27 protein-coding genes are annotated in these 26,455 nt (G+C 68.5%); 12 read left to right on the plus strand and 15 right to left on the minus strand.

The features are described from left to right. Positions 1-882, plus strand: coding sequence for an SDR family oxidoreductase (locus OHB13_RS36300; RefSeq protein ID WP_328380028.1), 882 nt, complete (start codon positions 1-3; stop codon positions 880-882). A gap of 118 nt (positions 883-1,000) precedes the next feature. On the opposite strand, the gene OHB13_RS36305 is transcribed toward OHB13_RS36300, so the two are convergent. From OHB13_RS36305 to OHB13_RS36315, 3 genes are read right to left on the minus strand one after another with little or no spacing between them, the layout of a single operon-like run. After that, a complete protein-coding gene (locus tag OHB13_RS36305; protein ID WP_328380029.1) occupies positions 1,001-1,993 on the minus strand; it encodes a transposase family protein in 993 nt (330 codons plus the stop codon). Continuing rightward, entirely contained in the window at positions 1,990-2,145 is a 156-nt protein-coding gene (locus OHB13_RS36310; RefSeq protein WP_328380030.1) for a hypothetical protein, read from the minus strand. Before OHB13_RS36310 ends, OHB13_RS36305 begins: the two co-directional genes overlap by 4 nt. A 1-nt stretch (position 2,146) precedes the next feature. Beyond that, positions 2,147-2,884: a chitinase gene (locus tag OHB13_RS36315; RefSeq protein WP_328380031.1), complete on the minus strand. Its 738-nt coding sequence runs from the start codon at positions 2,882-2,884 to the stop codon at positions 2,147-2,149. A gap of 565 nt (positions 2,885-3,449) precedes the next feature. On the opposite strand from OHB13_RS36315, the gene OHB13_RS36320 reads away from it, so the two are divergent. After that, positions 3,450-3,824: a hypothetical protein gene (locus OHB13_RS36320; RefSeq protein WP_328380032.1), complete on the plus strand. Its 375-nt coding sequence runs from the start codon at positions 3,450-3,452 to the stop codon at positions 3,822-3,824. A 265-nt stretch (positions 3,825-4,089) separates the two neighbouring features. Here OHB13_RS36320 and OHB13_RS36325 read toward each other — a convergent pair whose 3' ends face one another. The 5 genes from OHB13_RS36325 to OHB13_RS36345 form a co-directional block, all read right to left on the minus strand. Next, positions 4,090-5,157, minus strand: a complete 1,068-nt coding sequence (locus tag OHB13_RS36325) for a CU044_5270 family protein (protein ID WP_328380033.1) — start codon at positions 5,155-5,157, stop codon at positions 4,090-4,092. Beyond that, entirely contained in the window at positions 5,154-5,810 is a 657-nt protein-coding gene (locus OHB13_RS36330) for an RNA polymerase sigma factor (RefSeq protein WP_328380034.1), read from the minus strand. The genes OHB13_RS36325 and OHB13_RS36330 overlap by 4 nt, the downstream gene beginning before the upstream one ends. 184 nt (positions 5,811-5,994) lie before the next feature. Then, a complete protein-coding gene (locus OHB13_RS36335; RefSeq protein WP_328380035.1) occupies positions 5,995-6,180 on the minus strand; it encodes a hypothetical protein in 186 nt (61 codons plus the stop codon). Positions 6,181-6,364: 184 nt separating this feature from the next. Further along, positions 6,365-7,012: a response regulator transcription factor gene (locus OHB13_RS36340; protein ID WP_328380036.1), complete on the minus strand. Its 648-nt coding sequence runs from the start codon at positions 7,010-7,012 to the stop codon at positions 6,365-6,367. Then, on the minus strand, positions 6,997-8,214 hold the full coding sequence (locus OHB13_RS36345; protein ID WP_328380037.1) for a sensor histidine kinase: 1,218 nt from the start codon (positions 8,212-8,214) through the stop codon (positions 6,997-6,999). The genes OHB13_RS36340 and OHB13_RS36345 overlap by 16 nt, the downstream gene beginning before the upstream one ends. A gap of 125 nt (positions 8,215-8,339) precedes the next feature. Between OHB13_RS36345 and OHB13_RS36350 the strand changes: the two genes are divergently transcribed. Both OHB13_RS36350 and OHB13_RS36355 read left to right on the plus strand, forming a co-directional pair. Then, positions 8,340-9,110, plus strand: a complete 771-nt coding sequence (locus OHB13_RS36350; protein ID WP_328380038.1) for an ABC transporter ATP-binding protein — start codon at positions 8,340-8,342, stop codon at positions 9,108-9,110. A 5-nt stretch (positions 9,111-9,115) separates the two neighbouring features. After that, entirely contained in the window at positions 9,116-11,518 is a 2,403-nt protein-coding gene (locus OHB13_RS36355) for an ABC transporter permease (protein ID WP_328380039.1), read from the plus strand. A 1,593-nt stretch (positions 11,519-13,111) separates the two neighbouring features. Here OHB13_RS36355 and OHB13_RS36360 read toward each other — a convergent pair. Beyond that, entirely contained in the window at positions 13,112-13,327 is a 216-nt protein-coding gene (locus OHB13_RS36360) for an NUDIX domain-containing protein (protein ID WP_328380040.1), read from the minus strand. 166 nt (positions 13,328-13,493) lie between these two features. On the opposite strand from OHB13_RS36360, the gene OHB13_RS36365 reads away from it, so the two are divergent. Genes OHB13_RS36365 through OHB13_RS36375 form a run of 3 tightly spaced genes read left to right on the plus strand, consistent with a single transcriptional unit; the run spans position 13,494 to position 15,871 of the window. After that, positions 13,494-14,303, plus strand: a complete 810-nt coding sequence (locus OHB13_RS36365) for an ABC transporter ATP-binding protein (RefSeq protein ID WP_328380041.1) — start codon at positions 13,494-13,496, stop codon at positions 14,301-14,303. Then, positions 14,300-15,061, plus strand: a complete 762-nt coding sequence (locus OHB13_RS36370; protein ID WP_328380042.1) for an ABC transporter permease — start codon at positions 14,300-14,302, stop codon at positions 15,059-15,061. The genes OHB13_RS36365 and OHB13_RS36370 overlap by 4 nt, the downstream gene beginning before the upstream one ends. Positions 15,062-15,076: 15 nt before the next feature. After that, positions 15,077-15,871: a MerR family transcriptional regulator gene (locus OHB13_RS36375; RefSeq protein ID WP_328380043.1), complete on the plus strand. Its 795-nt coding sequence runs from the start codon at positions 15,077-15,079 to the stop codon at positions 15,869-15,871. 68 nt (positions 15,872-15,939) lie between these two features. Here the strand turns inward: OHB13_RS36375 and OHB13_RS36380 are convergent, their stop codons facing one another. The 4 genes from OHB13_RS36380 to OHB13_RS36395 all read right to left on the minus strand — a co-directional run bounded on the left by OHB13_RS36380 (position 15,940) and on the right by OHB13_RS36395 (position 19,746). Beyond that, the gene (locus tag OHB13_RS36380; protein WP_328380044.1) at positions 15,940-17,214 is read right to left on the minus strand and encodes a hypothetical protein; all 1,275 of its coding nucleotides are present in this window, start codon (positions 17,212-17,214) and stop codon (positions 15,940-15,942) included. A gap of 1,013 nt (positions 17,215-18,227) precedes the next feature. Next, positions 18,228-18,563, minus strand: coding sequence for a helix-turn-helix domain-containing protein (locus OHB13_RS36385; protein WP_328380045.1), 336 nt, complete (start codon positions 18,561-18,563; stop codon positions 18,228-18,230). Beyond that, entirely contained in the window at positions 18,560-19,501 is a 942-nt protein-coding gene (locus OHB13_RS36390) for a tyrosine-type recombinase/integrase (protein ID WP_328380046.1), read from the minus strand. The genes OHB13_RS36385 and OHB13_RS36390 overlap by 4 nt, the downstream gene beginning before the upstream one ends. 8 nt (positions 19,502-19,509) lie before the next feature. Beyond that, positions 19,510-19,746, minus strand: coding sequence for a hypothetical protein (locus OHB13_RS36395; RefSeq protein WP_328380047.1), 237 nt, complete (start codon positions 19,744-19,746; stop codon positions 19,510-19,512). Between the two features lie 953 nt (positions 19,747-20,699). Between OHB13_RS36395 and OHB13_RS36400 the strand changes: the two genes are divergently transcribed. After that, entirely contained in the window at positions 20,700-21,140 is a 441-nt protein-coding gene (locus tag OHB13_RS36400) for a transposase (protein WP_328380476.1), read from the plus strand. Positions 21,141-21,161: 21 nt separating this feature from the next. Here OHB13_RS36400 and OHB13_RS36405 read toward each other — a convergent pair whose 3' ends face one another. Beyond that, positions 21,162-21,731, minus strand: coding sequence for a TetR/AcrR family transcriptional regulator (locus tag OHB13_RS36405; protein ID WP_328380048.1), 570 nt, complete (start codon positions 21,729-21,731; stop codon positions 21,162-21,164). Positions 21,732-21,814: 83 nt separating this feature from the next. Between OHB13_RS36405 and OHB13_RS36410 the strand changes: the two genes are divergently transcribed. Together OHB13_RS36410 and OHB13_RS36415 are read left to right on the plus strand one after the other, a co-directional pair. Continuing rightward, the gene (locus OHB13_RS36410; protein WP_328380049.1) at positions 21,815-22,735 is read left to right on the plus strand and encodes an NADP-dependent oxidoreductase; all 921 of its coding nucleotides are present in this window, start codon (positions 21,815-21,817) and stop codon (positions 22,733-22,735) included. Between the two features lie 105 nt (positions 22,736-22,840). Beyond that, complete coding sequence (locus OHB13_RS36415; protein WP_328380477.1) at positions 22,841-23,923, plus strand: IS630 family transposase; 1,083 nt, start codon at positions 22,841-22,843, stop codon at positions 23,921-23,923. Between the two features lie 880 nt (positions 23,924-24,803). On the opposite strand, the gene OHB13_RS36420 is transcribed toward OHB13_RS36415, so the two are convergent. Continuing rightward, on the minus strand, positions 24,804-25,235 hold the full coding sequence (locus OHB13_RS36420; RefSeq protein ID WP_328380050.1) for a VOC family protein: 432 nt from the start codon (positions 25,233-25,235) through the stop codon (positions 24,804-24,806). A gap of 226 nt (positions 25,236-25,461) precedes the next feature. On the opposite strand from OHB13_RS36420, the gene OHB13_RS38840 reads away from it, so the two are divergent. Beyond that, positions 25,462-25,677 carry a pentapeptide repeat-containing protein gene (locus OHB13_RS38840; RefSeq protein ID WP_405755496.1) on the plus strand — a complete coding sequence of 72 codons (216 nt, stop codon included), beginning with the start codon at positions 25,462-25,464 and terminating at the stop codon, positions 25,675-25,677. Positions 25,678-25,966: 289 nt separating this feature from the next. Then, positions 25,967-26,359, plus strand: coding sequence for a PhzF family phenazine biosynthesis protein (locus OHB13_RS36425; protein WP_328380478.1), 393 nt, complete (start codon positions 25,967-25,969; stop codon positions 26,357-26,359). Positions 26,360-26,455: the final 96 nt, after the last annotated feature.

Genomic DNA, 26,455 nt, shown 5'->3' on the forward strand with positions numbered 1-26,455 from the left:
ATGCATGTCTTCGTCACCGGCGGTACCGGCACCATCGGCTCCGCCGTCGTCGCCGAACTCCTCGGCAACGGCCACACCGTTCTCGCACTGGCTCGCTCGGACGGCTCCGCGCAAGCCCTTGAAAGTGCTGGTGCCAAGGTGCTGCGAGGAGACCTGGCGGACCTCGACGTCCTGCGGTCCGGCGCAGCGCAGTGCGACGGCGTGATCAGTCTGGCGTTCGGACGCGACTACAGCAGTCCGGACGCTCTCGCGCAGGCCATCGCCGAGGAGAGCGCCGCTCTCGCCACGCTGGGGCAGGAACTCATCGGAAGCGACCGCCCGATCGTCACGGTCTCCGGGACTCCCTGGGTGCCGGGACGCGCCTCCACCGAGGCCGATCCGCTGCCGACCGACGGACCGGTGGGTGGTCGGGGCCGTTCGGTCAATGCACTGCTGGACCTCGCCTCGCGCGGTGTGCGCAGCACGGCTGTCCGCATGCCGCGCACGGTCCACAACGAGGGCCAGGGCGGATTCGCCGGCCTGTTGACCGATCAAGCGCGCCGCACCGGGGTGGCCGGCTACCCGGGCGACGGCACCCAGCGCTGGCCGGCCGTGCACGCGCTCGACGCAGCCGTCCTGTTCCGGCTGGCCCTTGAGTCCGCACCGGCCGGGACGGCCTGGCACGCCGTCGGCGACGAGGGCGACGCGGTGCGGGACATCGCCACAGTCATCGGCCGGCGACTGGGCCTGCCGGTCGAGGAGGTTCCGCAGGAGAACTTCGGCCCGTTCGGCCCGATCTTCGCCATGGACCAGCCGGCGTCCAGCGCCCACACCCGCGATGCCCTCGGGTGGCAGCCGACCCACTCCAGCCTCCTCGAAGACCTGGAAACCATTCAGCCCTGACGCACACCGTCCAGGGGACCGGACGGGGTCGGCTCAATGGGTCACTGGCAATGGGCCAGTACGCCCGGTACCGGGACGCTCCAATTTGCCGTGGGCGACTGCCTGCTGAGCGGATCCCTCAGCGGTTGACTTCGAGGTTCGTCAGGACGAGCAGGGCGCGCAGGAGGCAGGTGGCGCGGGCCGGTTCGGTGCGGAGTTTGGTGAGGATCCGCCAATTCTTGAGGTGGGCGAAGCCGTGCTCGACCGGTGCGCGTCCGTTGGCGAGGACGCGGTTGGCGGTCTTCTGGCCGGGGCGAGCTTGTGGGTGCGGGTGGCGTGGAAGCCGGTGACGATCAAGGGGTCGAGTACGCCGTTGTCCAGGCCGCGGAAGCCCAGGTCCGCCAGGGCCCCGAGGCCGGCGGCGCGCAGGTGGGCCTGGAGGTGGTCGTGGCGGGCGGCGGTGTTGTCGTGGGTGCGGCCGGGCCGGGCGGGCGGATATCCAGATCAGGCGGCCCCGCCCGTCGGTCAGGGCGAGGAAGTGCAGGCCGTGCCGGTGGTGTTTGCCGGAGTAGTTGCGCCGGTCGGCATTCCTGGTGCGGCGTTGGGTGGCGAAGAGGGTGCCGTAGATCAGGACCACCTCCCCGCCCTGCCGGGCGACCTTCTTCAGGGCGCGGTCCAGGCGCGGCGCCTGCGCGGCGAGCAGGGCAATCAGCTCGTCGCGACAGCGGCGGACGGTCGACTCGGACACGTTGTTGCCGCCGGCCATGTCGGCCAGGCGCTGGTCGTGGCGCAGCTTAGCCAGGACGATCACCGCGATCTTCCCGGGCGGCAGGATCCGCCACCTGGACCGGATTACTTTCAGGTGACGCCGCAGCAGATCGACCAGCTTCCCACGCAGAGGCTCCAGCTTGGACCGCTCGCTGGCATCGATTCCCAGGGCGTCGCCGACCTGCCGGGCCATGCCCGGTCCGGCGGCCTGCCGCACGGTGGCAAGGATGCGCTGGTAGTCCGGCGGGAGCATGGTCTCCTCCATGTCCGGCGTTCGGTGCGGGACCAGCATCACCGCTCGTCCGCCCACCTGCCCGGGCGCCGGCGCGGCCGAGGCGCGTTCGTCGGCAAGCTGTTCGCTCACCCGCTCAAGAACCCGCTCCGCGACGGCGAGTCCCGCTCGGGCCGCACCTCCGCCAACTCCTTGGCGAGCAGTTCCTCACGTTCGTCCAGTTCCGCACGCCGCGCGGTGATCCGTTCCAGCAGCTCATCCGTGAAGACGTCCACCCTGTTCACGTCAGCAGGAGAGGTTGCCGCCCGGATCGGTGCCGAGAACGGCGACGAACTTCTTGTAGAGGTTGATCCGGTCGTTGCGTTCGGCGGGGTTTTTGCCGTTGCACTCCAGGTCGCCGTTGATGCTGCGGATCGTCTCACCGAAGCCCCGTCCGTTGACCACCGCGTCGTGCGGGGTCGTCGTTCCGGCGCCCTTCTGGCTGTTCCAGAACCACAGGCCGGTCTCCCAGGACACGGCCGCGTCCCGCTCCACCTGGTACGGGTTGTGCAGCAGGTCGATGTGGAGGGCGTCCCCGGCCGCCTTGTAGTTGAAGTTCCAGCTCAGCTGGAGCGGGCCGCGCCCGTAGTAGGCGCTCTGGCCGGCGGGGCAGCCGTAGGGCTGACTCCGGTCGCAGTAGTGGGGGTAGTTGGCCTTGTTCTGCTCGACGACGTACCTCAGACCGCCGGTTTCGTGGCTGACGTTGGCCAAGAAGGCCGCCGCCTCGCGCTTGCGCACCGCATCGCTCCCGGTGGTGGTGAACCCCGGGTAGGTGCGAAGAGCGGTGACCAGGCCCCGGTAGGTGTAGAAGCTGTTCCTGCCAGGAAACAGCTGATCGAACTGCGCCTGGCTGACCACGAACGCCCCCGCGGCGGAGGCCGGCCCCGCCGGTACGGCGACCGCCAGCCCGCTCGCGACTGCGGCGGCGCTCAACACGGCCACAACACGCGATCGGGTCCGGGGCAAGACGCGAGGCAGGGACATCAGTTCTCCTTCGGTACGCGGACGCGGATGCGGACGCGGTCCGGTTGGGTTTCCGGGGGCATCTCGCAGACGGAGAGCTCCGAATGCGACGTAACGACCGAAGCTTTGCAGCCATACGCCCGGAATAGCGCTCTACGTGACGGTCGGTCACCCGTTGGGAGCCCAACTCAACTCAAGTTGACGCCCCGTCCAAGCCGCCGCGGAGGACCGCTCTGCATGGGCAGGATCTGTACCCCCCCCGCATCCAATGGCCCCATAGGCCCGGTGGACGCCGGTTCCAAGCTGTTCGACGCGCAGTCCGCAACCGGTCTGCTTCGGTGTGGCATCTGCTGGCCCACCCGGACCTGGGAGATATCCGGCTCGCTGTGCTGGAGGGGTTGAGGCCGCTGATCCAGCCGAAACTCAAGCGAGGCGTCCACCGCTTTGTCCAAGCCCTCGAACGCGAAGCCCTCGGAATGCGACCCCCGGGCCTGGCTCGCCGACCGGAACGACCGATCACGGTTGTTCGTCCGGACGAAGGACGAAGACAGCGGCCGGCACCAAGGGCCTGGACCCGTGCAAGGCGTTGAGCGGCAAGCTGGGCAAGTTCCAGCTGGACTCGCCGGTGCCCGCGATTCCGGAGACCGGCGAGCGCGGATGCAACTACATGTTCCAGGGGGCCGGCGGCCCCGCGGTGACCATCAACTACTGGGACACCAAGGCATGGAAAGACGTCATCGTCGGCGGCGCCGGTGCTCCGAAGACCGCTGTCACCATTGACGGCCGGCAGGCCAAGCAAACGCGGTCCACCGGTCCGGGCCTCTGCGACGTGATCGTGCCCCTCGGGCAGCACTCCACGGCCGAAGCCGAGGCCCGTGGGCACTCAGCCACGTCCAAGGACCCGGTGTGCAAGTGGGCCAAGGACGCGGCCAGGGAAATGGTCACCAAACTACCCAGGTAGGAGCGGACGAGCCGTGCGTGTGAAGACGCATCGGCGTACCCCGTACGGAGGCCAGATCGGAGGGCCGTATCGGTCGTCGGTACGATCCACGGCAACGGTCCACGCCACGGCGTGGTGCGGGGCCGCCCACGGGCGGGCAAGCGTGCGGAGGAGCGGGCGGACCGGCCGTGCGGAGACCGGCGGCGAAAGCCCCCCCCGGGCTCCGCGGTGTGACGTGCGGGACCCGGGGGCGTGGCCCTGGCTGTGACCAGGCGTCCCGGTGGTGTCAGTCGAGGTAGGTGTCGTACTGCTCGACGTCACCGGGCTTGAGCTGCATCTTCGGGTCGGTCTTGATGCTGGAGAGCTCCGTGCCCAGGATGCGTCCGGTGTGCTCGTCGAGGATGATCGTCCACCGCACCGTCCCCTTGAAGTCCACGCCGTACGCCTGGCCCTGGCGCCCCGCACGGTCCTTGACCGGGCCGAGGGCACGCAGGCCGGACCGCTCGGCGAGCAGGCCGTCGATCGCGGCCGTCTGGGCGGGGCCGGGCGTCCACTCACGCAGCAGCGCCTCCACGGAGTCCATCGTCCAGTACGCGCTGGCGCGGGTGTCGGGGTTCTCCTTCGCCAGGTAGTCGGCGAGGCCGCCGACGGTGGTCGGGGGCGTGCTCCGGAAGTCGGCGAACTTCTCCCATGACCCTGCCGGCAGGTGCGTGCGGTGGACGATCCGGCCGTCCTTGATGTCTTGCGCCTCACCGGTGCCGTCGGCGTTCCAGCGGTCGCGGGACTCGGTCACCGGCATCTGCTCCGGCTTGTGCTTGCCGTCGTCCCACATCCCCAGTGCCCACTCCTGGCGGTGGGTCCCGCGGTGCGCGGTGCCGGGGGAGCCGGCGAGGGCGGCGGCCCGCTCCGCGACGGTGGCGAGCGCCACGGTGGCCCGGGAGTTCTCCACCGTGAGCGGGGCGGGCGCGGCGACGGCCGTCTGACCGCTGCTGCCGGTGACGGCGAACCCCGCCACGGTCGCTGCGACGACGGCGGCCGCCGCCCCGAGGGACATCGACCGGCCGGGCGTCAGCCTGCCGAAGACCGAGGGGCGGCCGGTGGTGGAGCGGGACTTTGCGGCGCCGGACGTGACGGCCGTGTCGTTGATCTCGTTCATCAGGTGTGCTTCAAGTTCCGCGTGACGGGCGGGCGAAAGCCGGGGGGCGGCGGGCGGCGGGACCATCGCACGCAGCGCGGCGAGCTCGGTGCGCTCCCGGGCTTCCCGCCACTCCTGGCTCTCTTCCTCGTGGGTTGGGTCCGCCGGACGCCAGGACGGGGTGGTTGCGCCAGAACGGTTCCGGAACAGGGCGTTCATGTGAGGTTCTCCTGGGTGGTTCGAGCCGGAATACTGTTTACGCGCTGTATCTGTCCGCTGCCTTGGGGAAGTTCCCGACCGGGTGCGCCCTGTGTGCCGTCGCGTCGGTCGGCCGGGCGCCCGGTGGAGTCGCGCAGCTTGGCGCGGGCGCGGGACAGCCGGGAGCGCACGGTGCCGACGGGTATGCCCAGGGCCTCGGCGGCGGACGCGTAGTCCAGCCCGCCCCAGACACACAGGGTGAACACCTCGCGCTCGGTGCGCCGCAGCCCCTCCAGCGCTGCCTTGGCCGCCGCCAGCCGTTCGGCGTCCGCCAGCCGCCCCGTCACCTCCTCGGCGAAGTCCGCGACGATGTCCGCGCGCGGCATCCGGGCCAGGGCTCTCTGATGCCGCCGGGCCGAACGGGCCGTGTTACGCAGGACATTGGTGGCGATGCCCAGCAGCCACGGGCGCAGACTGCCGGTCTCCTCCGGGCGTAGCCGCTCGCGAGAGCGCCACGCCTCCAGATAGGTGAGGGAGACGACGTCCTGGGCCGTGGCCCAGTTTCCCGTGGACCACAGGGCATGGCGGTACACGGCGTCCGCGTGCTCCCGGAACGCCTCGGCGAGCGCGGCCGGGTCACCTTCGCGGAGACGGGCATGGGTTGAGTGAGTCACGTGGAGTACTGTCCGACCGGTCTCACGGGTTCCCGTGACGTGCGTCACGGGCCCTGGGCGGAGGTGCGCTGGAGCCGGACTCGCACCGAACCGGGGAAGAGAAAAGCATCTGACAGCACCTGGACGACATGCCGTAGGCAGGCTTGGTGAACGAACAGGCTGTTCGCACTCTCGCCCCCCGCCTTCAGGCCGACTTCTGGTCCCGCCCGGCCTCCACGATCAGAGTCCCGGTGTGGCTCTGGACCCCGGCGCCGGGATCACCACCTTCGCCTACGGCTCGGCCGATGTCACCGCGGTCACGCAGAACACCGTGCCCAGGGGGCGCCGGCGACCCGGTGACGCGCTTGTCGGAGAAGAACAGTGTCGCCATCGCCTCCAAGGAGTGACGCCCGCCGCATCCTGCTCGCCCTGTGAGGCTGAGCGGCCGCTCGATACGGCGGACCCCGGCACAGGAGACCCAGCTGGCCGTCCCCGTACGCGAAACCCCGCTCGCCTCTCACCGGAGGCGGGCGGGGTTTGCGCTCGCCGGCCCGGACCAGGCCCGCGCCGCGGTGTCAGGCCCGCAGGTACGCCAGCACCGCGAGGACCCGGCGGTGCCCCTGAGTGGCCACCGGAAGGTCCAGCTTGGTGAAGATGTTGCCGATGTGCTTGTTCACGGCCGCCTCGCTGATGAACAGCTGCTTGGCCAGGATCGCGTTGGTGCGCCCCTCCGCGATCAGCGAGAGAACCTCGCGCTCCCGGGCGCTGAGCCGCTCCAGCGGGTCATGGCGCAGCTGGACCAGCTGGTGGATGACCTCGGGGTCCACCACCGTTCCGCCGGCGGCGACCCGCTCGATCGCGGCCGTGAAGTCCGCCACCGCGCCCACCCGCTCCTTGAGCAGATAGCCCACCCCCGCACCGCCGCCCGAGTCCAGCAGGCGCAGGGCGTACGAGCGTTCCACGTACTGGCTGAGCACGAGCACAGGCAGCTTGGGGAACTCCCCGCGCAGTTCGACCGACGCCCGCAGCCCGTCGTCGCCGAGCGACGGCGGCATCCGTACGTCGGTGACGATCAGATCCGGGCGGTCGGCGCGGACCGCGGCAAGCAGAGCGTCGGCATCGCCGACCGCCGCCACCACGTCGTGTCCGACCCGTTCGAGCAGCCCGACCAGGCCTTCGCGCAACAGAACGGCGTCCTCGGCCACGATCAGGCGAAGCGACACGGAACCTCCACGTGCAACAGGGTGGGACCACCGGACGGACTCGACACCCGCATCCGGCCGTCGAGAGCGGTGACCCGGTCCGCGAGCCCTGTCACGCCGCTGCCCGCGGGATCCAGCCCGCCCCGGCCGTCGTCCTTGATGTCGAGGATCAACAGATCGCAATGGTAGCGACCGTGCACCGCGGCGGTCTTGGCACCGCTGTGTTTGGCGATGTTCGTCATGGCCTCGTTTATCAGGTAGTACATCGTCGTCTCAAGCTTCCTGGGCAGCCGCTCGGGCAGTTTCAGATCCACCGTCACGGGGATCGGGAACCGGCCCGCGTAGTCCTCGATCGCCGCGACGAGCCCGTGATCGGCGAGCACCGGTGGGTTCAGACCCCGGATCAGAGCCCGCAACTCCTTGTGTACGGTCGACAGCTGACGCTCGGCCTGGGTGAGCAGCTCGTCCTGGGACGAGCCCGGCCCGGTGTCCAGGCGCATCAGACCCAGCGTCATACCCAGCGACACCAGGTGCTGCTGGGCTCCGTCGTGGAGGTCCCGCTCGATACGGATCCGCTCGGCGTCGAAGGAGTCCAGAAGCCGCGACTGGGAGGCGCGCACCTCACGCAGCTCCTCGCCGAGCTCCCGGTCCCGCGGGGCGAGGAAGGAACGGGCCATGGCGGCACGGGCCCCCGCCCACGAGGTCACCGTGTACGGCGTGGAGAGCAGCACCAGTACCCCGAACACCGTCCACGGCCAGGTGTCACCGTCCGTCGAGGCGATGGTCGTGGCCGGCAGCCCGAACGAGAAACCGAGCACCATCAGGTCGAGCCACCACAGGGCGACGGCCGACAGCAGCGTGAACATCAACTCCCGCCACGTCGCCTGCTCCTTGAGCCGGGTGGAGACCCAGCCGCGCAGCCCCGGGGCCTCCGGGACACGGTGCGGGTCGCTGACGTGGTCGAGGTCGACGAGGCGCAGCCGACGGCGCTCCACCGTGGCGACCACGGTGGAGGCGAAGACCAGGCCGACCAGGGGCGCGACACCGATCAGTGCGACCAGGAAGATCAGGCCCGCGGCCAGGCCGAGGGTGAAGACGAGGACCGCCACCGCCCCGACCAGGACACCGCCGCTCAGATACGCGAGGGACCGCCAGGGCCAGCTGGAGGTCAGAAAGCTCAGCGGCCGCTGAGCCATGGCCTGCCAGGCCGTTGTGGGTTGCATACGGCCAACGTACCCATGCGGTCCCTTCCGGATCTCCGGGAAGCCCGGAAGGTAGAGCTGCCTCTACCTCAGGAGTAGAGAGCAGGTCAGTGCCCCGGTCGCCCCCGGCGCAGTGGAATCAAGGCATGACGACGACGAGCCACCCCACCCCCACGCAGGACGCGGTCGAACTCCACGATGTGCGCAAGGTCCACGGCACCGGCGGACGGCAGGTCACCGCTCTGGACGGCGTCTCGTTCTCCTTCCGCCGCGGCACCTTCACCGCGATCATGGGCCCCTCCGGTTCCGGCAAGTCGACCCTGCTGCAGTGCGCGGCCGGTCTTGAGCAGCCGTCCGACGGGCAGATCATCCTGGCCGGCGTGGACATCGGCCGCCAGAACGAGACGCAGCGCACGGAACTGCGACGCAAGCACGTCGGCTTCGTATTCCAGGCCTTCAACCTGGTGGAGTCCCTGACGGCGGCACAGAACGTGGAGCTGCCGTCCCGGTTCGCCGGCTGCAAGGTCAGCCGCGAGCAGGTCTCCACGGCGCTCGCCTCCGTGGGGCTCGCCGACCGAGCCGGGCACTGGCCCAGCGAGATGTCCGGCGGCCAGCAGCAGCGCGTAGCCCTCGCCCGTGCCCTCGTCACCCGGCCCGACGTCCTCTTCGCGGACGAGCCGACCGGCGCCCTGGACACCGTCACCTCCCGCGAGGTGCTGCGGATGATGCGGATGCTGGTCGACCGCGAGGGTCAGACCACCCTGATGGTCACCCACGACCCGGTCGCCGCCGCCCACGCCGACGTCGTCGTCTTCCTCAAGGACGGCCGGATCGCCGACCGTATCCACCTCGACCACCAAGTCGGCGCCGACAAGGCCGCGGCGATCGCCACCCACATGGCCCGGCTGGAGGCCTGACCGACATGCTGATTCTCGCGAACGTCCGTGAACGCTGGTCCAGTTTCCTCGGCGCCTTCGTCGCCGTCCTGGTCGGCGTGGCCCTGATCACCACCACCCTGGTCATCTACGACTCCGCCCGCGCCAAGGTCCAGCCCCGCTACGAGGGCACCGCCGCCCTCGTCCTGCCGAAGCAGGCCGTCGACACCGACGGCAGCCCCGAGGACCGGATGCCGTGGAGCAGGACCGAGGCCGAGCCGCTCGTCTCCGGCCTGACGAAGATCCCCGGCGTCGCCGATGCCGTGGTCGACCGCTCCTTCTACGCCCAGGCGATCAAGAACGGCACGCCCGTCACCGACGAGGGCGCCGACGAGTCCGGGCACGGCTTCGCCAGCGCGCGCATGGCGCCGTACCGGCTGGTCTCCGGCCGCGCTCCCGTCACCGCGAACGAGGTCGTGGTCGACCGTGACCTCGGCGCCGCCGTGGGCAGCGAGCTGACCGTCAACATCACCAAGGGCCGGGAGCAGTTCCGGGTCGTCGGCACGGTGGACGGCCCCGGCTACTACTTCAGCGAGCAGTTCGCGGCCCGCCACCAGCCGGGCGTGGCCACCATCGCCCTGATCCCCGACAAGGGCGCCGACACCGGCGCGATCGTCTCCGGTGCGAAGAAGGCTATCGGCGACCACGGCAGCGTCGTCTCCGGCGACGGCCGGTCCGAACTGCAACCCGAATACATCGAGCACAAGCGCTTCCTGGGCGTCCAGCTCATCAGTGCCATGGCCCTCCTCGGCCTGTTCACCACGGTCTTCGTGGTCGCCTCCATGCTGGTCCTGTCCACCGGGATGCGCCGCCGCGAGATCGGCCTGCTGCGCACCATCGGCGCCTCGCCCCAGCAGATCCGCCACATGATCCTCGGCGAGGCCGCCGTGGTCGGGCTCGCCGGTTCGATCGCCGGCTGCCTGGCGGGCGTGGCCGCCACCCCGCTGCTGCTGTCCATCCTCAAGGGCCTGGACGTGACGCCGCCCGGCATGGAGATCACCGTCGCTGCCTGGCCGCTGCTCACGGGCTCCCTGGTCGGCATCGGCGTCAGCGTGATCGGCGCCTGGAGCGCGGGCCGGAAGGCCGCCAAGGTCGCCCCCATCGAAGCGCTGCTCGACAGCCGCTCGGCCAACCAGGGCATGGGGCGCGGTCGTTGGATCGCCGGTCTCTCCGTCCTGGGCCTGGGCGCCCTGCTCGCGATCGGCACCGCCACGTCGACCGCCGACAACCGCGTCAACATGGCGATCTTCGCCACCATGACGCTGATCGTCGCGGCGGCCCTGCTCACCCCGGCATTCATCGGCCCGGCCGGCCGCTTCCTGACCGCACCGTTCCAGCGCGGCGGCAAGGCCGCCCCGGTCCTCATCCGCGCCGAGCTGGTCGCCAACCCGCGCCGCGCCGCCTCGCTGGTGGCCCCGGTGATCGCCGCTGTCGGCTTCGCGGTACTGCTCAGCGGCATGGTGTCGACCATGCGGGTCGCCTACCCGGCCGGTGAGGCGCTGAAGGTCGCGGGCCAGACGATCGTCACGCCGGACGGCACGCCCGGCAACACCGACGAGGTCGTCGCCGACAACCCCGTGGGGAAGGCGGCGCTGCCGACCCGGGCCTTCGTGGAAACGAAGAACGGCAAGAACAGCGAGCAGCCCGGGGCGTCCACCGTCCTGGACGTCCTGGGCAGCCGAGACGCGAAGTGGAACAAGCAGGGCGAGGCCGTCCTCGGCAAGAAGACGGCCGGCGACCTGGGGCTGAAGCAGGGCCAGAAGGTCCCGGTCCGCTTCACGGACGGCGCCACCGTCACCCTCCGCGTCTCCCAGGTACTGCCCGACGACCCGGCCCGCGGCGACTTCGTGGTCGCCCGAGACCTGGTCCGCGCCCACGACCCGGCCGCGCTCACCGACGACATCTTCGTCCCGGGCAATGCCAAGGCCTCGGCCGCGGCCCCCGGAGTCGCGCTGCACGACGCCGCCGCGTACGCCCTGGCTGACTACAACACCGACGCCAAGCTCACCGAGTCGCTCGCCATGATGGTGATCGTCATCGCCGTCGGCTACAGCGTGATCGCCGTCGCCAACTCCATGGCCATGGCCGCCCACGGCCGGCGCCGCGACTTCGAGGTGATGAAGTCGGCCGGCGGCACCGTCCGCCAGCTCCTGTTCACCTCTGCCGGCGAGACCGCCCTGGTCATCGTCATCGGCGCCGCCCTCGGTGTACTGGTGACGCTGCCCCCGCTGGCCGGCATGGCGGCCGGTCTCTCCGAGGCCACCTCGTCGGACGTGGGCCTGCACCTGAACTCGGGTGTCGTCATCGTCGCGATCATCGGCACCCTGATGGCGGCGCTGCTCGCGGGGGCTGCCGTCACATCGAGGACGCTGAAGAGGCAGGCCGCCTGAGGCGGACGCGCACCACGTGAGGATCAGCACAGCACGATGAAGCGGCGGCCCCCGGAATTCCGGGGGCCGCCGCTTCATCGTGCTGCGAGCCCGTCCCGGCGCGCCTCGCGGCACTGACCTCCCCACGCCCTCCAAAACGCCTCCACGCGCGCTTTACAGTGCCCGGGCAGCGCCGCGAGGTGTGCTGGTGGGCCGCGCCCTGCCGTACGCAGATTCGCAACGAACACCGCAGCTCGCGAACGAGGTTCACGCGTGTGTGACGTCGGCCGTGCCGGTCGCGCCCAGTCGACGCCCAGCTTCCGCGGCCCGCTGTTCCTGGGTGAGGTTGTCTCGTCTAGATTTGGTGTGAGATCCACCCGCCCACTTCACGATCACCGGCTCCGTCTCGCCGTCGACCGCGATCCCTTCGCCGTGGCCGTGTGGCACGGGCCGGTCGGGGCCGTACCGCCCTGCAGCGGCTACCGCGTCCTGGCGCCCAAAGTTCCCTGCACCCGACACCCTTGCGAAACCTTCGACCTGACGGACATTCCGTTCGACAAACAGGTCGTCCGGATCCGGGTTCACAACTCGGTTCCGGAATCCGCCGATCATGCGGGCGGAACCCCCTCGTGTAGTGGTCAACCTTCCCCGGCCGAGGGGGGACCGGGACCGCACGGTCGACGACCTCGCCGCGGCCACCGCACACGTCAGAGACGCCAGGTCCAGGAGGCGGTGGAGGCTCGCCGACGCGCCGAGCCGCTCAGCACGCCGGCTGGGCGCGGGGCCCGCCACTGGTGGACAGACCCAACGAGAGCGCTTCGGTGGTTGTGGGTCGGTGGCCGCCCACTCTCCGGGCGCGTCCTGCCCGGGAACCTGGCACAGGTCCCGGTACACGGCGACAGGTCGCCGGCATCCTCACCGCCGCCACCGGTCGGCGGACCAGGGTCGAGCGGATCACCGACGACGCCACGCGCGTACAGCTTCACAAGGCCGGGATGACCGAGGGGTTGGTCGAGGCGGTGCTCGGAATGTCGACCGGCCTGCGCGAGAACTTCGTGCCCGAACAGGGCCGAACCGTCCGGACCACCACCCGACCAGTCTCGCTGCCTGGACCTACGTGCATCTCCGGCACCAGATCGTCGACGCGTCGTAGCCGATCCGGTCGGGTGTGCTCAGCAGAGGCGGTCCAAGCGGCTCGCTCTGGTTCACCCTTTGGCTGCAGCTCAGCGGCGAACCCTGTGTGAGGTCGTGCCGTGATCGCCCATCAGGTGGGCAAGTAGACACTGTCCCGCTCGCCCAGATCCGCGCCGTGCTCGGGTCTGTCGGCGCGGCGCACGGGCTGGCGGCATATCAAGATCAGAGCAGGTCGCCGAGGTACACGGGAGCGTCCGCCGCCTGGCCAGCGCCAAGGGCGGTCAGCGGTGTCTGTAGCCCGAGCGGAAACAGGGCCAGCTCGCTGAGCGTGGCCAGGGGATGCCGGACAACGGCCGATTGTGTGCGGTCTGGCGCTGTCGCCGGCAACGCGGCTTCGGACTCCAGTTGGGCTTTGAAGTACAGCTGAAGCTGGTGCAGTTGAGTGCGGTGATACGGATTGCCGGAGTTCTGCTCCGGTAGTTACTCGCGGACCCAGAGCAGTTCACCGACACTGACCCGCAATCCAGACTCCTCCAGTACCTCACGGACTGCTGCTTCGGCAGCCGTCTCACCAGGCTCGACACGTCCGCCGGGCGAAGCAGGCGGGTTCGTCGATTTCTGGCCGGTGAGTCGCAGGAACCGACGCGTGAGTGGTTCACCGACAGCTATGAGTATGGCGGGTTTGCGGCCGAACAAGCTCGGGGCGAGCGGCCCGTAATCGCTGCAGTGTGTCTGGCCGGTCGGCGATCTGAGTGCCGTGGTCGGAACGGGCTTGACCTTGACGCTAGGTCAACCCTCCATCCTCCCGGGAGGAGCTTCCGCGCAGTCGCCTGGAACAACTCCGCGAAGGAGGCAGATGACCATGACAGCACAATCGATCGCCGGTCCGGCGATTCGCATGCAAGGTCTCAAGAAGTCGTACGGGAAGCTCGAAGTGCTGCGCGGTGTGGACTTCGACGTGGTGCCGGGCACCATCTTCGCCCTGCTCGGTTCCAACGGGGCGGGCAAGACCACGACCGTGAGGATCCTCGCCACGCTCCTGAAAGCCGACGCGGGGGCGGCGAGCGTCCATGGCTTCGACGTCGCCACGCAAGCGGCGAACGTGCGGGAGTCCATCAGTCTCACCGGGCAGTTCGCGGCCGTCGACGAGATCCTCAGCGGTCGGGAGAACCTCGCCCTGGTCGCCAGGCTGCGCCACATCAAGGACCCTGGCGCGACTGCGGATGACCTGCTGAGGCGTTTCTTGCTGAGCGAGGCGGGCGCGCGGAGAGTGTCCACGTATTCGGGTGGGATGCGCCGCCGGCTGGACATCGCGATGAGCCTCATCGGGAATTCGCCGGTGATTTTCCTGGACGAGCCGACGGCCGGACTCGACCCCGAGGCGCGCATCGAGGTGTGGGAGGCGGTCAAGGAGCTCGCCGGCCACGGAACTACGGTGCTGCTCACCACGCAGTACCTGGACGAGGCCGAGCAGCTGGCCGACCGAATCGCGATCCTCCACCAGGGTCGGATCATCGTGAACGGCACCCTCACCGAGCTCAAGCAACTCTTCCCACCAGCCAAGGTCGAGTACGTCAAGAAGCAGCCGACTCTCGAGGAGATCTTCCTCGCAGTCATCGGGGGCACCGACAAGAGCGACGTCACTGGCACGACAACTGGGGGACAAGGATGACCACGTACTTCTTCAGCGACACTGCCGCGCTCACGGGGCGGACCCTGCGCCATGTCACACGCAGCATGGACACCATCATCACGACCGCCATCACGCCGGTCGCCATGATGCTGATGTTCGTCTACGTGTTCGGCGGCGCCATCGATACCCGGTCGGTTCCGTACGTGAACTACATGCTGCCCGGCATCCTGCTCATGACCATCGCCTCAGGCATCTCCTACACCGCGTACCGGCTGTTCACCGATGTGAAGAGCGGGATCTTCGAACGATTCCAGTCCATGCCGATCGCGCGGTCGGGTGTGCTGTGGGCCCACGTCGTCACCTCCCTGGTCGCCAACCTGATCGCCCTCGTGCTCGTCGTGGGCGTCGCTGTGCTCATGGGCTTCCGCTCAGGGGCAGGAGTGTCAGCATGGCTCGCGGTCACTGGCATCCTGCTCCTGTTCATCCTGGCGCTGACCTGGCTCGCCGTGATCCCCGGGCTCTCCGCGTCATCGGTCGAGGGAGCCGGCGCGTTCGCCTACCCCCTCATCTTTCTGCCCTTCGTCAGCTCGGCGTTCGTGCCCACAAAGACGATGCCCGGCCCGGTGCGCTGGTTCGCCGAACATCAGCCGGTTACGTCGATCGTCAACACGATCCGCAACCTGTTCGCCCAGAAGCCGGTCGGCGACGACATCTGGACCGCCCTCGCATGGTGCATCGGCATCCTCGTCGTGGCGTACATCTTCGCGATGACCGCCTATCGCCGGAAGATCGCCTGAGGCAGGCTGAGACCCATGCTCACCATCAGCCAGCTTGCGGCGTACGCCGGGGTGACGGTGCGGGCCGTACGCCACTACCACCGGATCGGGTTGCTGCCGGAGCCCGAGCGCGACCGGTCCGGATACCGGACCTACGACGCTGCCGCGGTCGTGCGACTGATCCGGATCCGCACCCTCGCAGACGCCGGCGTGCCGCTGGCCCGGGTACAGGAACTCCTCGCCGCCGGCCCGGAGGACTTCGCCGGCGGCGTCCAGGAGATCGACAAGACACTGCGCGCCGAGATCCGGCGGCTGCAGGACACTCGCAGCCGACTCGCCAGGCTTGCCGCCGGAGAGCACCTGGCGCTTCCGCAGAGCGTCGTGGACTACCTCGACCGGCTGCGCGGTCTCGGAGTTGAGGAGCGGTACATCGAGATGGAGCGGGACGCCTGGATCATGATCGCCGCCCAGTTGCCGCACTCGATCGACGCCGTGATCGCCGAGAAGCACGTGGAGCTGGACGACCCCGACATGGTGAAGCTCTACAGCCTTCTCAGCGGGGCACTCGACTGGCCGACCGACGATCCGCAGATCGTCGAGGTCGCCGACATCATGGAGCGCTTGATGATTCGCGCTGAGGAGGCCGGCGAGGTGGGTGCCGACGACGGCATCGACGACCAGTTCGTCGACCTGCTGGACTCGACCACGGCCAACTCCTCACCGGTCGCCGAGCGACTCCGGGCGATCCTGGAGGAGCGGGGCTGGAGGGGCTGGATCCGCATCGAGCGAGTGCCTACCGAGAGACTAAACACTGAGCTGCCGCCATCGTGAAGGCATGTCAGGGTCCTGGAATGACGCTATTTGGGGGTGGACGTGCTTTCCGGGGGCGGCCGTCTGCCTCAGTGAGGAACAGGGCCGGCGCGGTGGGGGTGGGCAGCGTGGATGTACTTCATGGCAGTGGTGATGGAGATTCCGAAGATACGGACGAGGTGGACGGGATCTTCGGTCTCGCGGGCCTCGTCCAGGATTCTGTCGGCGCGAACTGCGCGCAGAGTCAGACCGGCGCGATCGAAGCGCCTGTAGACGTAGTCCGCGGAGACAGGATCGGTCGCGCTGGCGGTCTGTTGAGTGACCAGGAGGTGCGCGTTGACGGTGCGTGGCCAACACTGATGGCGGTAGCGGAGCCAGGCGTGCAGTAGGTCAGCTGTGGTGTTGTCGAGGTGGACGACGTGACGGCCGTGGGGGCGGCGGATCAGAAGTTGCCGTCGGGTGAGCAGCACGTCGGAGAGGACGAGGTTGCGCAGGTCGGTGCCGCTTGTTGCGTGGAGGGCGACCAGGGCGAGAACCAGACGGGTAGCCGGGTTGGAGCTGGTTTCCAAGAGCCCGGCCAGCCGGTCGGGGGCCAGAGCTGTGGGCAACAATTCCTGACGGGTTAGGCGAACGCCGCGGGTGGGGTCGGCGAAGACGAGCTTGGTGTGTTTCAGGGCTCGAAAGAGCGACCGGATCGCCACAGCGCGCTCGTGGGCGCGGGGCCCTTTGACCGCGGTGACCGCGGTTGTGACGTCAGCCTCCGTCACCTGACGCAAGGTGGTGTAGCGGGTGGTCCAGTCAGCGAGTGGCGCGGCCAGGTAGATGAGGTAGCGGCGCATAGTGGCGTAGTCGGTGACGCGGTGGTGGGGCCTGCTGGCGCCACGCAAGACCCCAACCCACGTGCCGAGTTCGTCGCTGATTCGTGGAGGGAAGGCGGCAATGGTGCGGTGGACGAAAGCCTCGTGGCGGTTGCGCCGCGGCGGCGAGGTGACGAGCTGTTCGCGTTGGTCCAGGAAGGCGAGAAGCCCGCGAATGCGCCCCTTGCCGCCGAACACGCGGTGCATTGCCCGAAGCTCATCCTTGCGGAAGACAGTGTCGGCGCCCAGCCAGGTGGCGGCCACTCGTAGAACCCGAGCCATCGGCTCGTGGACTTTCTGGTTCCAGCGGTTCTCGGAGGTGTATCGGGCGAAGTCCGCCAGCAGGGCCTTCACCGGCGGTAGCGGGGCCGGCAGCAGGGCTCCGGACAGCGGGCGCCAGTCCCGCTCGATCTCAAAGATCGTCGCCTGACCCTCAAGTACGGCTGGCGGGTTGAGCTCCGGGCGATCCGCGAGGAGCTCGCGACGGGTCGCGCTGCCGTTCGCCAAGGACGGTCCGGCAAACCGTAGTTGTCGCCAGGTTGAGGCGTCGGTGTCAGGACCCAGGTGAAGGCGCTGTCGAGTGCAGTCGCGGCATCGACCGTTCCGCAGGGGAAGCGGCCCGGCGCCACACTGACCGCAACATCCTCGCTGGTCAGCGTAGACACGACGCCAGCTTCTACAGGCGTCGCACACTTGGTTTCGGCCCCACGAGAGGCAGTGGTCGCAACTTCGTGGCTGAGGTTGGGGGCGGGCCCGCTGGGCGTGCGGCAGCAGGGCCACCTCGCGGTCCAGGTCAGGGGCGAGCCAGCCAGCCTTGTTCAGGACCCGGGTGACTCCGACGGGCCGGTGAGGCAGGGCGTCAAGGATCGCGGCGTCGACCAGGTCCTGGCCGGCCGCGTCGCGCGCCGCCAGCGCAAGGGCCAGCATGTTCATGGCACTGACGCGCCAGGCACGCCCGAGGCAGTGCTCGGCCGTGCACTTGACCGACCAGCGGTTTGAGTCGGATCAGATCGTCTTGGAATCGGCTGCGAATCGCGACGGCGTGGAGCTCCAGCAGCCGGTACGGCGCAGGGAACAGGGCAACCTGTCCACGCACTGCTGGCGGACAGATCTGCTTGTCGTCCACGACGTGGGCGGGGCGCTGCGCGCGTGCCCAGCCAGGTGCGTGGTAGCGGCCATCAGTCTGCAGGCGGTAGGTACCGGTGGGCAAGGCAGGCCGACGGACGGAAGCGGGCAGACAGAACGCGAGCTGCGTCCATGTCGGCTGTTCCGCGGCCTGTGCGGGTTCGAAGTACCAGGCCGCGTCGTACTCGGTGACGGCTACGACACACGCCCGGCAGAAGCCTTCATCGTTGATGCGCCACAGCCGCTTACACCGTCTGCACTGGCCCTCCGGGTGGTTTCGTTTGGAGCGCCACTGGTGGCAGGGGGAGCAGAACGGTGACTGGACCCGCAGCCCCCAGCCGAGGCAGCCGGCGCACTGCCCCAGCGAGGGCAGGCGCTTTCGTCTTGGGGCCACCTCAGTTCGGTGGGAGTGACCTGGGCCGCCCCGCCCCGGTGGACCGGCGCGGCACTGGCCTGGGCGACTCACCCGAAGCCGTAGCGAGCCCCTCGTCCTGGGCCACCGGCGTCTTCCCGGCTGCAGGTTCGGCGACGAGTAGGTCCGCGACCGTGCACTGAAGAGCAGCGCAGATCAGGTCCAGGTCGTCCAACCGCACCGTTACCGGTGTGCCCGACCAGAGCGCGGAGACCTTCGACATCGACGGAGTGAAGCCGACTTCCTTGAACACGGGCATCAGGTCACTGGGCCTCCAGATGCCTCGGTTGGCCGCCGCCCACCGTAGGTTCCATTTCACGACAGACCCCCCGTGTCCACGCGCAATCGTTGTGCGGCCCGAGCCGACGAACGTCGGCTGGCCATCTCTGGGTCACTCTGAGCGGACAAAATGTACCGAACCGTGGTCGTCGTCCAGTCATGGCCGAGCAACTTCTGCACCTCCCACAGCGACATCCCCGCCTCGTAACGGTGTGTGGCACAGGCATGCCGAAGCAGATGAGGAAAGATCCGCTCGACCGGACCTGCCAGGTGGGCCTCCGAGGCTCTCGCTAGAGCCTTCCGTAACGTCGACGTTGTCACCGCGGGGCCGACAGGGTTCGGCATGCCGCCAAGGTCTCGCGCCAGGCGCTCTGAGGGCCAGACCGGCGACTCAGGGTGCTCCGGGTCGTCTGAGAACAACCCGCGGACTTCCTCCACGTACCACCACAGCAACTCACGTCCCTCGGCGAACAGAAACGCCTCTCGCTGCCGCGGCCCCGACCCTCGGGCGCCCTTGCCCTGGACGACGAACCGCCCGAAGTCGCCGGCCTCCCAGTGCAGGTCCTTCATGCGCATCTGGCACAGCTCCGAGGCGCGTACTCCGGAGATGTAGATCAACTTCGCCATCACGTAGTCCCTGCACGCCACCGCCTCCTTGCGGGCGTGCGCCAGCTGCCGCCGCCAGCCAGCGAAGAACTCGTTGACCGCCCGGGCCGACGGTGGCACCCGCAGGCCGAAGTCGCCGCGGTGTGCGTGTCGGTTGAATGGATCGATCGGCGACTCGACCGCCGCCCCGAACCGCTGGAAGATCTCGTGCGCGTAGCGTTGCTCCAGGAATGCGAAGAAGTGGTCGATCCTGTTCAGCTTCGATCGCACCGTCGGTGCCTGGCGTTTGCCGACTCCGGCGAAGTATCCGTCGACGTGGCGGGGCGTCAGCCGCCACGGTACGACACCGTAGTGGTCGCACACCTCGATCACTGGCTTCGTCAGCCGTCCAGGGTGGAGGACGCCAGGCCCGCCACATCTCGCGCCCACTGGTACTCGACCAGCGCGTCCATGAAGAACAGCTGCTCGTCTTCCTCGTCCGCCCCGCCTGCGTACCGGTGCTGCAGCAACAGCACATCGCTCAGCCCCGGCCCGCCTCCCAGCAACTCCGCCTCTGCGGGCGACGGTTCGCTGGGAGGTGGTACGAGGGAGAGCACGCGAGTCCCGGGATCTGCCACGGACGTTCAAATTACAGCAGAGAGTCCTGAAATTCAGGAGAACGGCCCAACATCCTGAGAGGCCGATGTAGGAGCCCATCGAGCCTCCTGCCAGCTGAAATGGAACGACGCGCCGAGCAGCCCCTCAGGGAACCCGCCCGTACTCCAGTTAGCACGTGGAATTCCTGGCCGCTGTCGCAGTGCCGGATCAGAAGGATCCGACTCGCGTGATCCACTACGACAGCGCGAGCACTCACCCGCAGTTCGGAGGCGAGTGGTCGTCGCCCGGCACCGGACGACGACAGCGCATGATCGTTCATCCCCGCAGCCTGTGGGCACACGCTGCCGAGAATAGCGAGCTTGAGATGCCCGCAGGCAGCCGCCTTGGAACAACCGCTCGAAACCCAAGCTATGGGCATGCGTAGGAAGGCCCTTGGTGTCAGATGATGGCGGCACTTGGGATACCGACCTGAACAGGGCATGGGGAAGGGCGCGTTGAGGTGTCGCGGTGCGGCTTTCTATTGGGTTTATGAGGCCAGTTTCGGTGCTGCCTCTCGATGGGTCTGCTGGTAGTACATTCGTGGCCACGCGCGCTTTGGATTGGCCGGGGTTCTCAGGGAGTGTTTATTCACCCGGGCGGGAGCTGGTCCGGTTCAGCGAGGCGTACGGAAACGGTGCGTGTCTCCTTGACTTGCTGTAGGTCGGCGGGCTTCTCTTCCGGAAGAAGAAAGGCTGTCTCCCTCTGCCGACGGCGGCCGTTCGCGTCGGATCCGGCGCGTTCTCTTTCCATCACGGGACACCACTTCACGCCTTATCACCTGGGATGTGAGCGTCAACTCGACCGTCTGCCGGGCCCACATGCACGCCGCTGGCGCGCGTAAAAAGGGGATCTCCAGCGCGAACCTCCCGGAGGGATCGATACCGAGCCGGACGACCATGGATTCGGATGCTCCCGAGGTGGTCTGACCACGAAGATCCACCTCGCGACCGAGCAGGGGCAGAAGCCGCTGTCGCTGCTGATCACAGCCGGCCACCGGCACGACAGCCCGCAGTTCCAGCCCGTCCTGAAGCGCATCCGGGTCCCCCGCACAGGACCGGGGCGGCCACGGACCACGCCCGACAGGGTTCGAGCCGACAAAGCCTACGGCTCCCGTGCGAACCGCTCCTACCTGCGCAGACGCAGGATCGAATGCACCCTCCCGGAGAAGGCCGATCAGGTCCGCAACCGCAAGAAGCTCGGCTTCCTAGGCGGCCGACCACCGGCCTTCGGCAGGGAGGACTACAAGGAACGCCACGCGGTGGAGTGCGGGATCGACCGACTGAAACGCCACCGCGCGGTAGCCGCGGGATACGACAAGCTGGCCGCGCGTTACGAGGCAACAGTGCTGGTCGCAGCCATCAACGAGCGGCTGTGACCAGCGCTTTCGCGACAGACCCTAGTGCACGACTCCGGCCGCGCGTACGTCGGCGAGCGCCTGCCGTGCCAGCGGGCCGAAGCCCTCACTGTTGTCGGTGCTGATCCACTGGTCGTAGGCGATCTCCCAGGCGAGCGTGCCCAGTTGCGCGGCCACACGCGCGGTCAGGCTCGGGACTCCGCGGCGGTTGAGGGCCTCGATCATCGAGGCGGTGAGCTCGATCCTCTTCAGGGCTTCACGTTCGCGCAGTTCCGTATTGGCGTTCAGAACGGCCTGGCGCCGGCCGCTGAACTCGCGGCGGTCGGCGGTGAAGAACGTTCGGCCGAGCGCATCGAGGGCCTCCGCCACCGAGTCGAGCGGTCCGGACTCCGGCGGCGCCGAGGCGATCCCTTCGACGAGGAGACCGGTCACCGTGCCCCCGCCGAAGAGCACCTCGCGCTTGTCCGGGAAGTGGCGGAAGAACGTGCTCTTGGTGAGCCCGGCGTGCTCCGCGATCTCGATCACGGTCGTGTTCTCGTAGCCCTGTTGCTCGAAGAGGTCGAGGGCAGCGGCGGCGAGTCGTCCTGGTGCGTCGGGTTGCCAGCGGGTCATGGAAACAGTGTACGGGACTTGGTCCCATCAATGGTGTACGGTCGATAAGACCAAGTCCCATCACTGGCCAGGAGAGGTCACCGATGAGTAAAGCTGTCCGCTACCGGCGATTCGGCGGTCCCGAAGTACTCGAACTGCAGGAGATACCCGAGCCGCACGCCGCACCGGACGAGGTCCGCGTCCGGGTCACTGCCGCCGGGCTGAATCCGATGGATTGGCAGATCACCACACGGCCCGACATGGCGGCGCGGTTCGGCATCACCTTGCCGGCCGGGTTCGGCAGCGACTTCGCCGGAGTGGTGGACGAAGTGGGCGCCGAAGCCACCGGATTCGCAGTCGGCAACCGGGTGTACGGGGCGGCGATTGGCCGGTCCGTCGCCGATTTCGTGCTGGTCAAGACCCCCGCCGCAGACCTGTGGCCCACCCCGGATGGCATCGGCGACGAGGTGGCGGCCACGCTTCCGGTGTCCGGCCTGACGGCCGCCGCCGCGCTTGCCGCGATCGAACTCCGCGCCGGGGACACTGTCCTGATCGGTGGAGCGGCGGGTGGCGTGGGCATCTTCGCCGTGCAGCTGGCGAAGCTTGCGGGTGCCCGGGTGCTCGGCACCGCCTCCGAGAGCACTTTCGGATTCCTGCGCGGGCTCGGCGCGGAACCCGTGGCGTACGGCCCTGGCCTGGCGGACCGGGTGCGGGCCTTGGCGCCCGAGGGGATCACCGCCGCAACCGACCTGTTCGGAAGGGAGGCGGCCGAGACCGCCCTCAAGCTCGGCGTGGCACCCGAGCGGATCTCCGTCGTAGCCGACGGCCCCGCCCCGCCGCCCGGTGTCCGCAAGGCGGGCGCCCTCGACGCGGGTCCGGGTGCCCTGGAACGGATCGCCGACGCGATCCATGCCGGCGAGATCACGGTTCCGATTGCGGCGACCTTCCCGGTCGAGCAGATCCGTGAAGCCGTGACGACGCAGGCCGAGAGGCACGTTCACGGCAAAATCGTGATCGCCCTGTGAACCGGCACGAGGTGGACTCGGCGACCAGGATCCACTTTCGCAACAAGCCCTAGTGTTCCGAGTCAGGAATTCCGCGTATATGTGTAGGCTTGTTATATGGCGCGGATGGGGCGGCCGAAGGCCGAGTTGACTCTGTCGGATGAGGAACGGGCCGCACTTGAGGAGTGGGTGCGGCGTCGTTCCACGCCGCAGGCGTGGGCATTGCGGTGCCGGATCATCCTGGCCTGCGCCGAAGGCACCTCCAACAAGGACGTGGCTACTCAACTCGGTTCCACACCACAGGCGGTGGGCCGCTGGCGGGCCCGATTCGTGCAATATCGAATCGCAGGTCTGGGTGACATGCCACGTCCGGGTGGCCCCAGGACGGTGACGGACGACCAGGTCGCCGCGGTCGTCACCAGGACGCTGGAATCCACCCCGAAGAACGCGACACACTGGTCGACGCGGTCGATGGCGAAAGAGATGGGTCTGTCTCAGTCGTCGGTGTCCCGGATCTGGCGGGCGTTCGGCCTGCAGCCACATCGCTCGGAGACCTTCAAACTGTCAACCGATCCGTACTTCGTCGACAAGGTCCACGACGTCGTCGGTCTCTACTTGGACCCGCCCGAACGGGCGTTGGTGTTCTGCGTGGATGAGAAGTCGCAGATCCAGGCCCTGGATCGGTCGCAGCCGGTGCTGCCGATGATGCCCGGTGTTCCCGAGCGGGCGACCCATGACTACGTCCGCGCCGGCATCACCACGCTGTTCGCCGCACTCGAGGTGGCCACCGGCAAGGTGATCAGCTCCCTGCACCGCAGGCACCGGGCCGAGGAATTCAAGAAGTTCCTAGTCAAGCTCGACAAAGAGGTGCCTGGCGACCTGGAAGTCCACCTCGTCTGTGACAACTACGCCACCCACAAGACACCCGCCATCAAGAAGTGGCTGCTGGCCCACCCCCGGTTCCACCTGCACTTCACACCAACCGGCTCGTCCTGGCTCAACCTCGTCGAGCGATGGTTCGCCGAACTCACCAACAAGCAGATACGGCGAGGCGTCCACAAATCCGTCCACGCCCTTGAGAAGGACATCCGCAACTGGATCGCCACCTGGAACACCGACCCAAAGCCCTACATCTGGACGAAGACCGCAGACGAAATCCTCGAACGCCTCGCCAGCTATCTGAACAGAATTCCTGACTCAGAACACTAGTGGGAGACCGCCCGGGACCGTCACGGCCAGCGGAGGCAGAGCGTCAACGGGAATGGCGGCCGGTCAGAGACAGCGGCGCGAGCCCGTGCCAGTTCGCGGGCCCGCTCACTCTTTGCTTGGCGGTCATCTGGGTTGGCCAGGCCCTGACCTGCGTGCGCGCGGCCATCAACTCCAGCCATACAGACGGCAGTTTGCCGTCGTCATGCGGCTTGAGGCCGGAGCGGGCCGCCGCGCGGAGCGCTTCGTGTACGCGTGTATTCGGAGAAAGCTGGGACGTCTTCTCCCGGTGGCAGCCCGTTCCAGCTCAGCACATGCCGGAGTCCCGGGCGCTCGGGGTCCTCGAAGTAGACCTCATGGCAGTCCCGCGGATCGCGGTTGACCGCCCATTTGCCCGCGTGCCGCCCGCGGCGGCTGGAGAGCCGACCTCGGTAGGACTCCAGCACCGGATCGGTGCCGCCCACCGGGGTCCCAGGCAGGCGAATGCTGATCAACTTTTCGGTTCTGCCACACCGCGACAACCCAGGTCGCCAGAAGGTGCTCCCTCTCCGTAAGCGTCCAGACAGCGTCTCCCTGCGGGTCCAGGTCCCCGTCCGCGACATCAACACCGCAGAAATCGGGCAGGAGTTCCAGCAGCAACGACTGGATCCCCGGCGAAGGCACATGCGCAGGCCGCCTTGTCGGTCGGACGCATCGCATGGGCTGGCAACAGCTCGACCCCCAGAGTGCGCGCGACCTCGACGAACTGATGGTTCTTCATGATCGCCGCAGGTGGGCCGCCGGGCGAGCGGGCGTTTCATGAGCGACCACCTATGGGACAGGGGCTGCCCGATGGGTCAGGCGGGCAGCCCCTCCAGAAGCCCTTCACCTCGCACGGGAGATGTCAGGCGGCGAATACCTGGGAGTCGTCGGCGAACGCCTTGAACTCCAGGGCGTTGCCGGCCGGGTCGAGCAGGAACATCGTCCACTGCTCGCCGGGTTCGCCTGCGAAGCGTACGTAGGGCTCGATGACGAACTCCGTGTCCGCGAGGCGCAGCCGGCCGGCGAGCCGGTGGAAGGCGTCGATGGTCAGGATCAGCCCGAAGTGCGGTACGGGGACGTCGTGGCCGTCGACCGGGTTGTGTATCTGTTCGGTGCGGGCCGGGGCGAGGTGGGTGACGAACTGGTGGCCGTGCAGATTCCAGTCCACCCAGGTGTCGGCGCTGCGGCCCTGCTCCAGGCCGAGCGTCTCACCGTAGAAGCGGCGGGCGGCGGCCAGGTCGTCGACCGGGACGGCGAGGTGGAAGCGGGGGATGGGGGAGGCGAGAACGGTCATGGGTGGGGTTCCTTCCGGGTGACGTGGGGTGCCTGGCTCTTACCAGTTCTTCGGACATGCCGATCCCTATGATGGGTTCACGGGCTGTTCCGGCGGGTCCACAGTGCCTCGGGGAGGCGCTGCGACGAGTACACCGCTGCACACCGGTGAGAGCCCGACCAGCCCTCGTACCCGCCGAAAATCCCGCCGCCGCCGAAGAAGCCGGTGGAACCGCCGCGTCCGCAGCGTGATCCGGTGCGCTCGTACGGGCCGCTCGGCGCCGGGCCGCGGTGGCGGGTCCATCATCGAGAATCTCCTCGCTCTGTTCCTCGGCACCGCCCGTTTCGACGGGGCACGGTTCCTCGGCGATGCCGATTTCGACGGCGTGCATTTCAACGGTTGTGCGAGTTTTGAACAGGCAACGTTCCTGGGCACCGCCCACTTCGTGGCAACAGCGTTATGAGGACGCGAGGTTTGAGCGGACGCAATTCCGAGGCGCCCAGTTCCGCGGAGCCGCGTTCGACAGCAAGGCATGGTTCGGAGAGGCGTGGTTCACTGGCACGAGTCGCGGCATTGGCCGTGTCCCCCCGGCCGATCTGTCGCATTGCAAGCGGGCTGGAAGCACCGCGCGCGAGATCGTGATCAAGGGTCGGAGAGTCGCTTTTCCGGTCGCGTTCATATGACGGAGGACACAACCGATTTGGGACGTGGGCCACCGTCCGTTCGAGGGTCTCGGACCCGGCGACGCCTGCGTGGCGTCGAACGGGCGGCCGAGGCTTCTGCTGCCCATCCGATCTAGCGCCGCACTTACCGAACTCACTCCGGAATTAACCCTTTTGCGCGCAGCCTGTGACCGCTACGGTCTGCTGGTCTGCTACGCCTACTCGCCCCCGGACCGACACGGCCGAACAGCAGCCCGGATGTTCGCCCCGTCGATCGGCGTCCCCGAGGACATCGCCAACGCCAACAGCACGGCCTGCCTGGCAGCGCATGCTGCCCGGTTCGGCACACACCACCTCGCTGTCGACATGGGTGATCACCTCGGCAGCCCGTCCACCATCACAGCGACCGCCCACCGCGACCGCACGGGACACCGGATCCGAGTCAGCGGCCAGGCAGCGATCGTGCGCACGGTCACGCGATGAGGCCTGCGCGCTCAAGGCGAGGGTGCCGGTCCGCAGCAGGTCCAACTGCTCCGGTGAGAGCCCGGCCAGTTTTGGCGGCATCTGTGGCAGGGGCTC

It is taken from the genome of Streptomyces sp. NBC_00440, from assembly GCF_036014215.1.
Lineage (GTDB): Bacteria > Actinomycetota > Actinomycetes > Streptomycetales > Streptomycetaceae > Streptomyces.

Coding starts and splice junctions, on each gene's coding strand:
- OHB13_RS36345 (WP_328380037.1), bottom strand. CDS start 8,214: ATGCAACCCACAACGGCCTGGCAGGCCATGGCTCAGCGGCCGCTGAGC.
- OHB13_RS36350 (WP_328380038.1), top strand. CDS start 8,340: ATGACGACGACGAGCCACCCCACCCCCACGCAGGACGCGGTCGAACTC.
- OHB13_RS36375 (WP_328380043.1), top strand. CDS start 15,077: ATGCTCACCATCAGCCAGCTTGCGGCGTACGCCGGGGTGACGGTGCGG.
- OHB13_RS36410 (WP_328380049.1), top strand. CDS start 21,815: ATGAGTAAAGCTGTCCGCTACCGGCGATTCGGCGGTCCCGAAGTACTC.
- OHB13_RS36355 (WP_328380039.1), top strand. CDS start 9,116: ATGCTGATTCTCGCGAACGTCCGTGAACGCTGGTCCAGTTTCCTCGGC.
- OHB13_RS36300 (WP_328380028.1), top strand. CDS start 1: ATGCATGTCTTCGTCACCGGCGGTACCGGCACCATCGGCTCCGCCGTC.
- OHB13_RS36370 (WP_328380042.1), top strand. CDS start 14,300: ATGACCACGTACTTCTTCAGCGACACTGCCGCGCTCACGGGGCGGACC.
- OHB13_RS36420 (WP_328380050.1), bottom strand. CDS start 25,235: ATGACCGTTCTCGCCTCCCCCATCCCCCGCTTCCACCTCGCCGTCCCG.
- OHB13_RS36315 (WP_328380031.1), bottom strand. CDS start 2,884: ATGTCCCTGCCTCGCGTCTTGCCCCGGACCCGATCGCGTGTTGTGGCC.
- OHB13_RS36365 (WP_328380041.1), top strand. CDS start 13,494: ATGACAGCACAATCGATCGCCGGTCCGGCGATTCGCATGCAAGGTCTC.
- OHB13_RS36405 (WP_328380048.1), bottom strand. CDS start 21,731: ATGACCCGCTGGCAACCCGACGCACCAGGACGACTCGCCGCCGCTGCC.
- OHB13_RS36415 (WP_328380477.1), top strand. CDS start 22,841: ATGGGGCGGCCGAAGGCCGAGTTGACTCTGTCGGATGAGGAACGGGCC.
- OHB13_RS36325 (WP_328380033.1), bottom strand. CDS start 5,157: ATGAACGCCCTGTTCCGGAACCGTTCTGGCGCAACCACCCCGTCCTGG.
- OHB13_RS36335 (WP_328380035.1), bottom strand. CDS start 6,180: ATGGCGACACTGTTCTTCTCCGACAAGCGCGTCACCGGGTCGCCGGCG.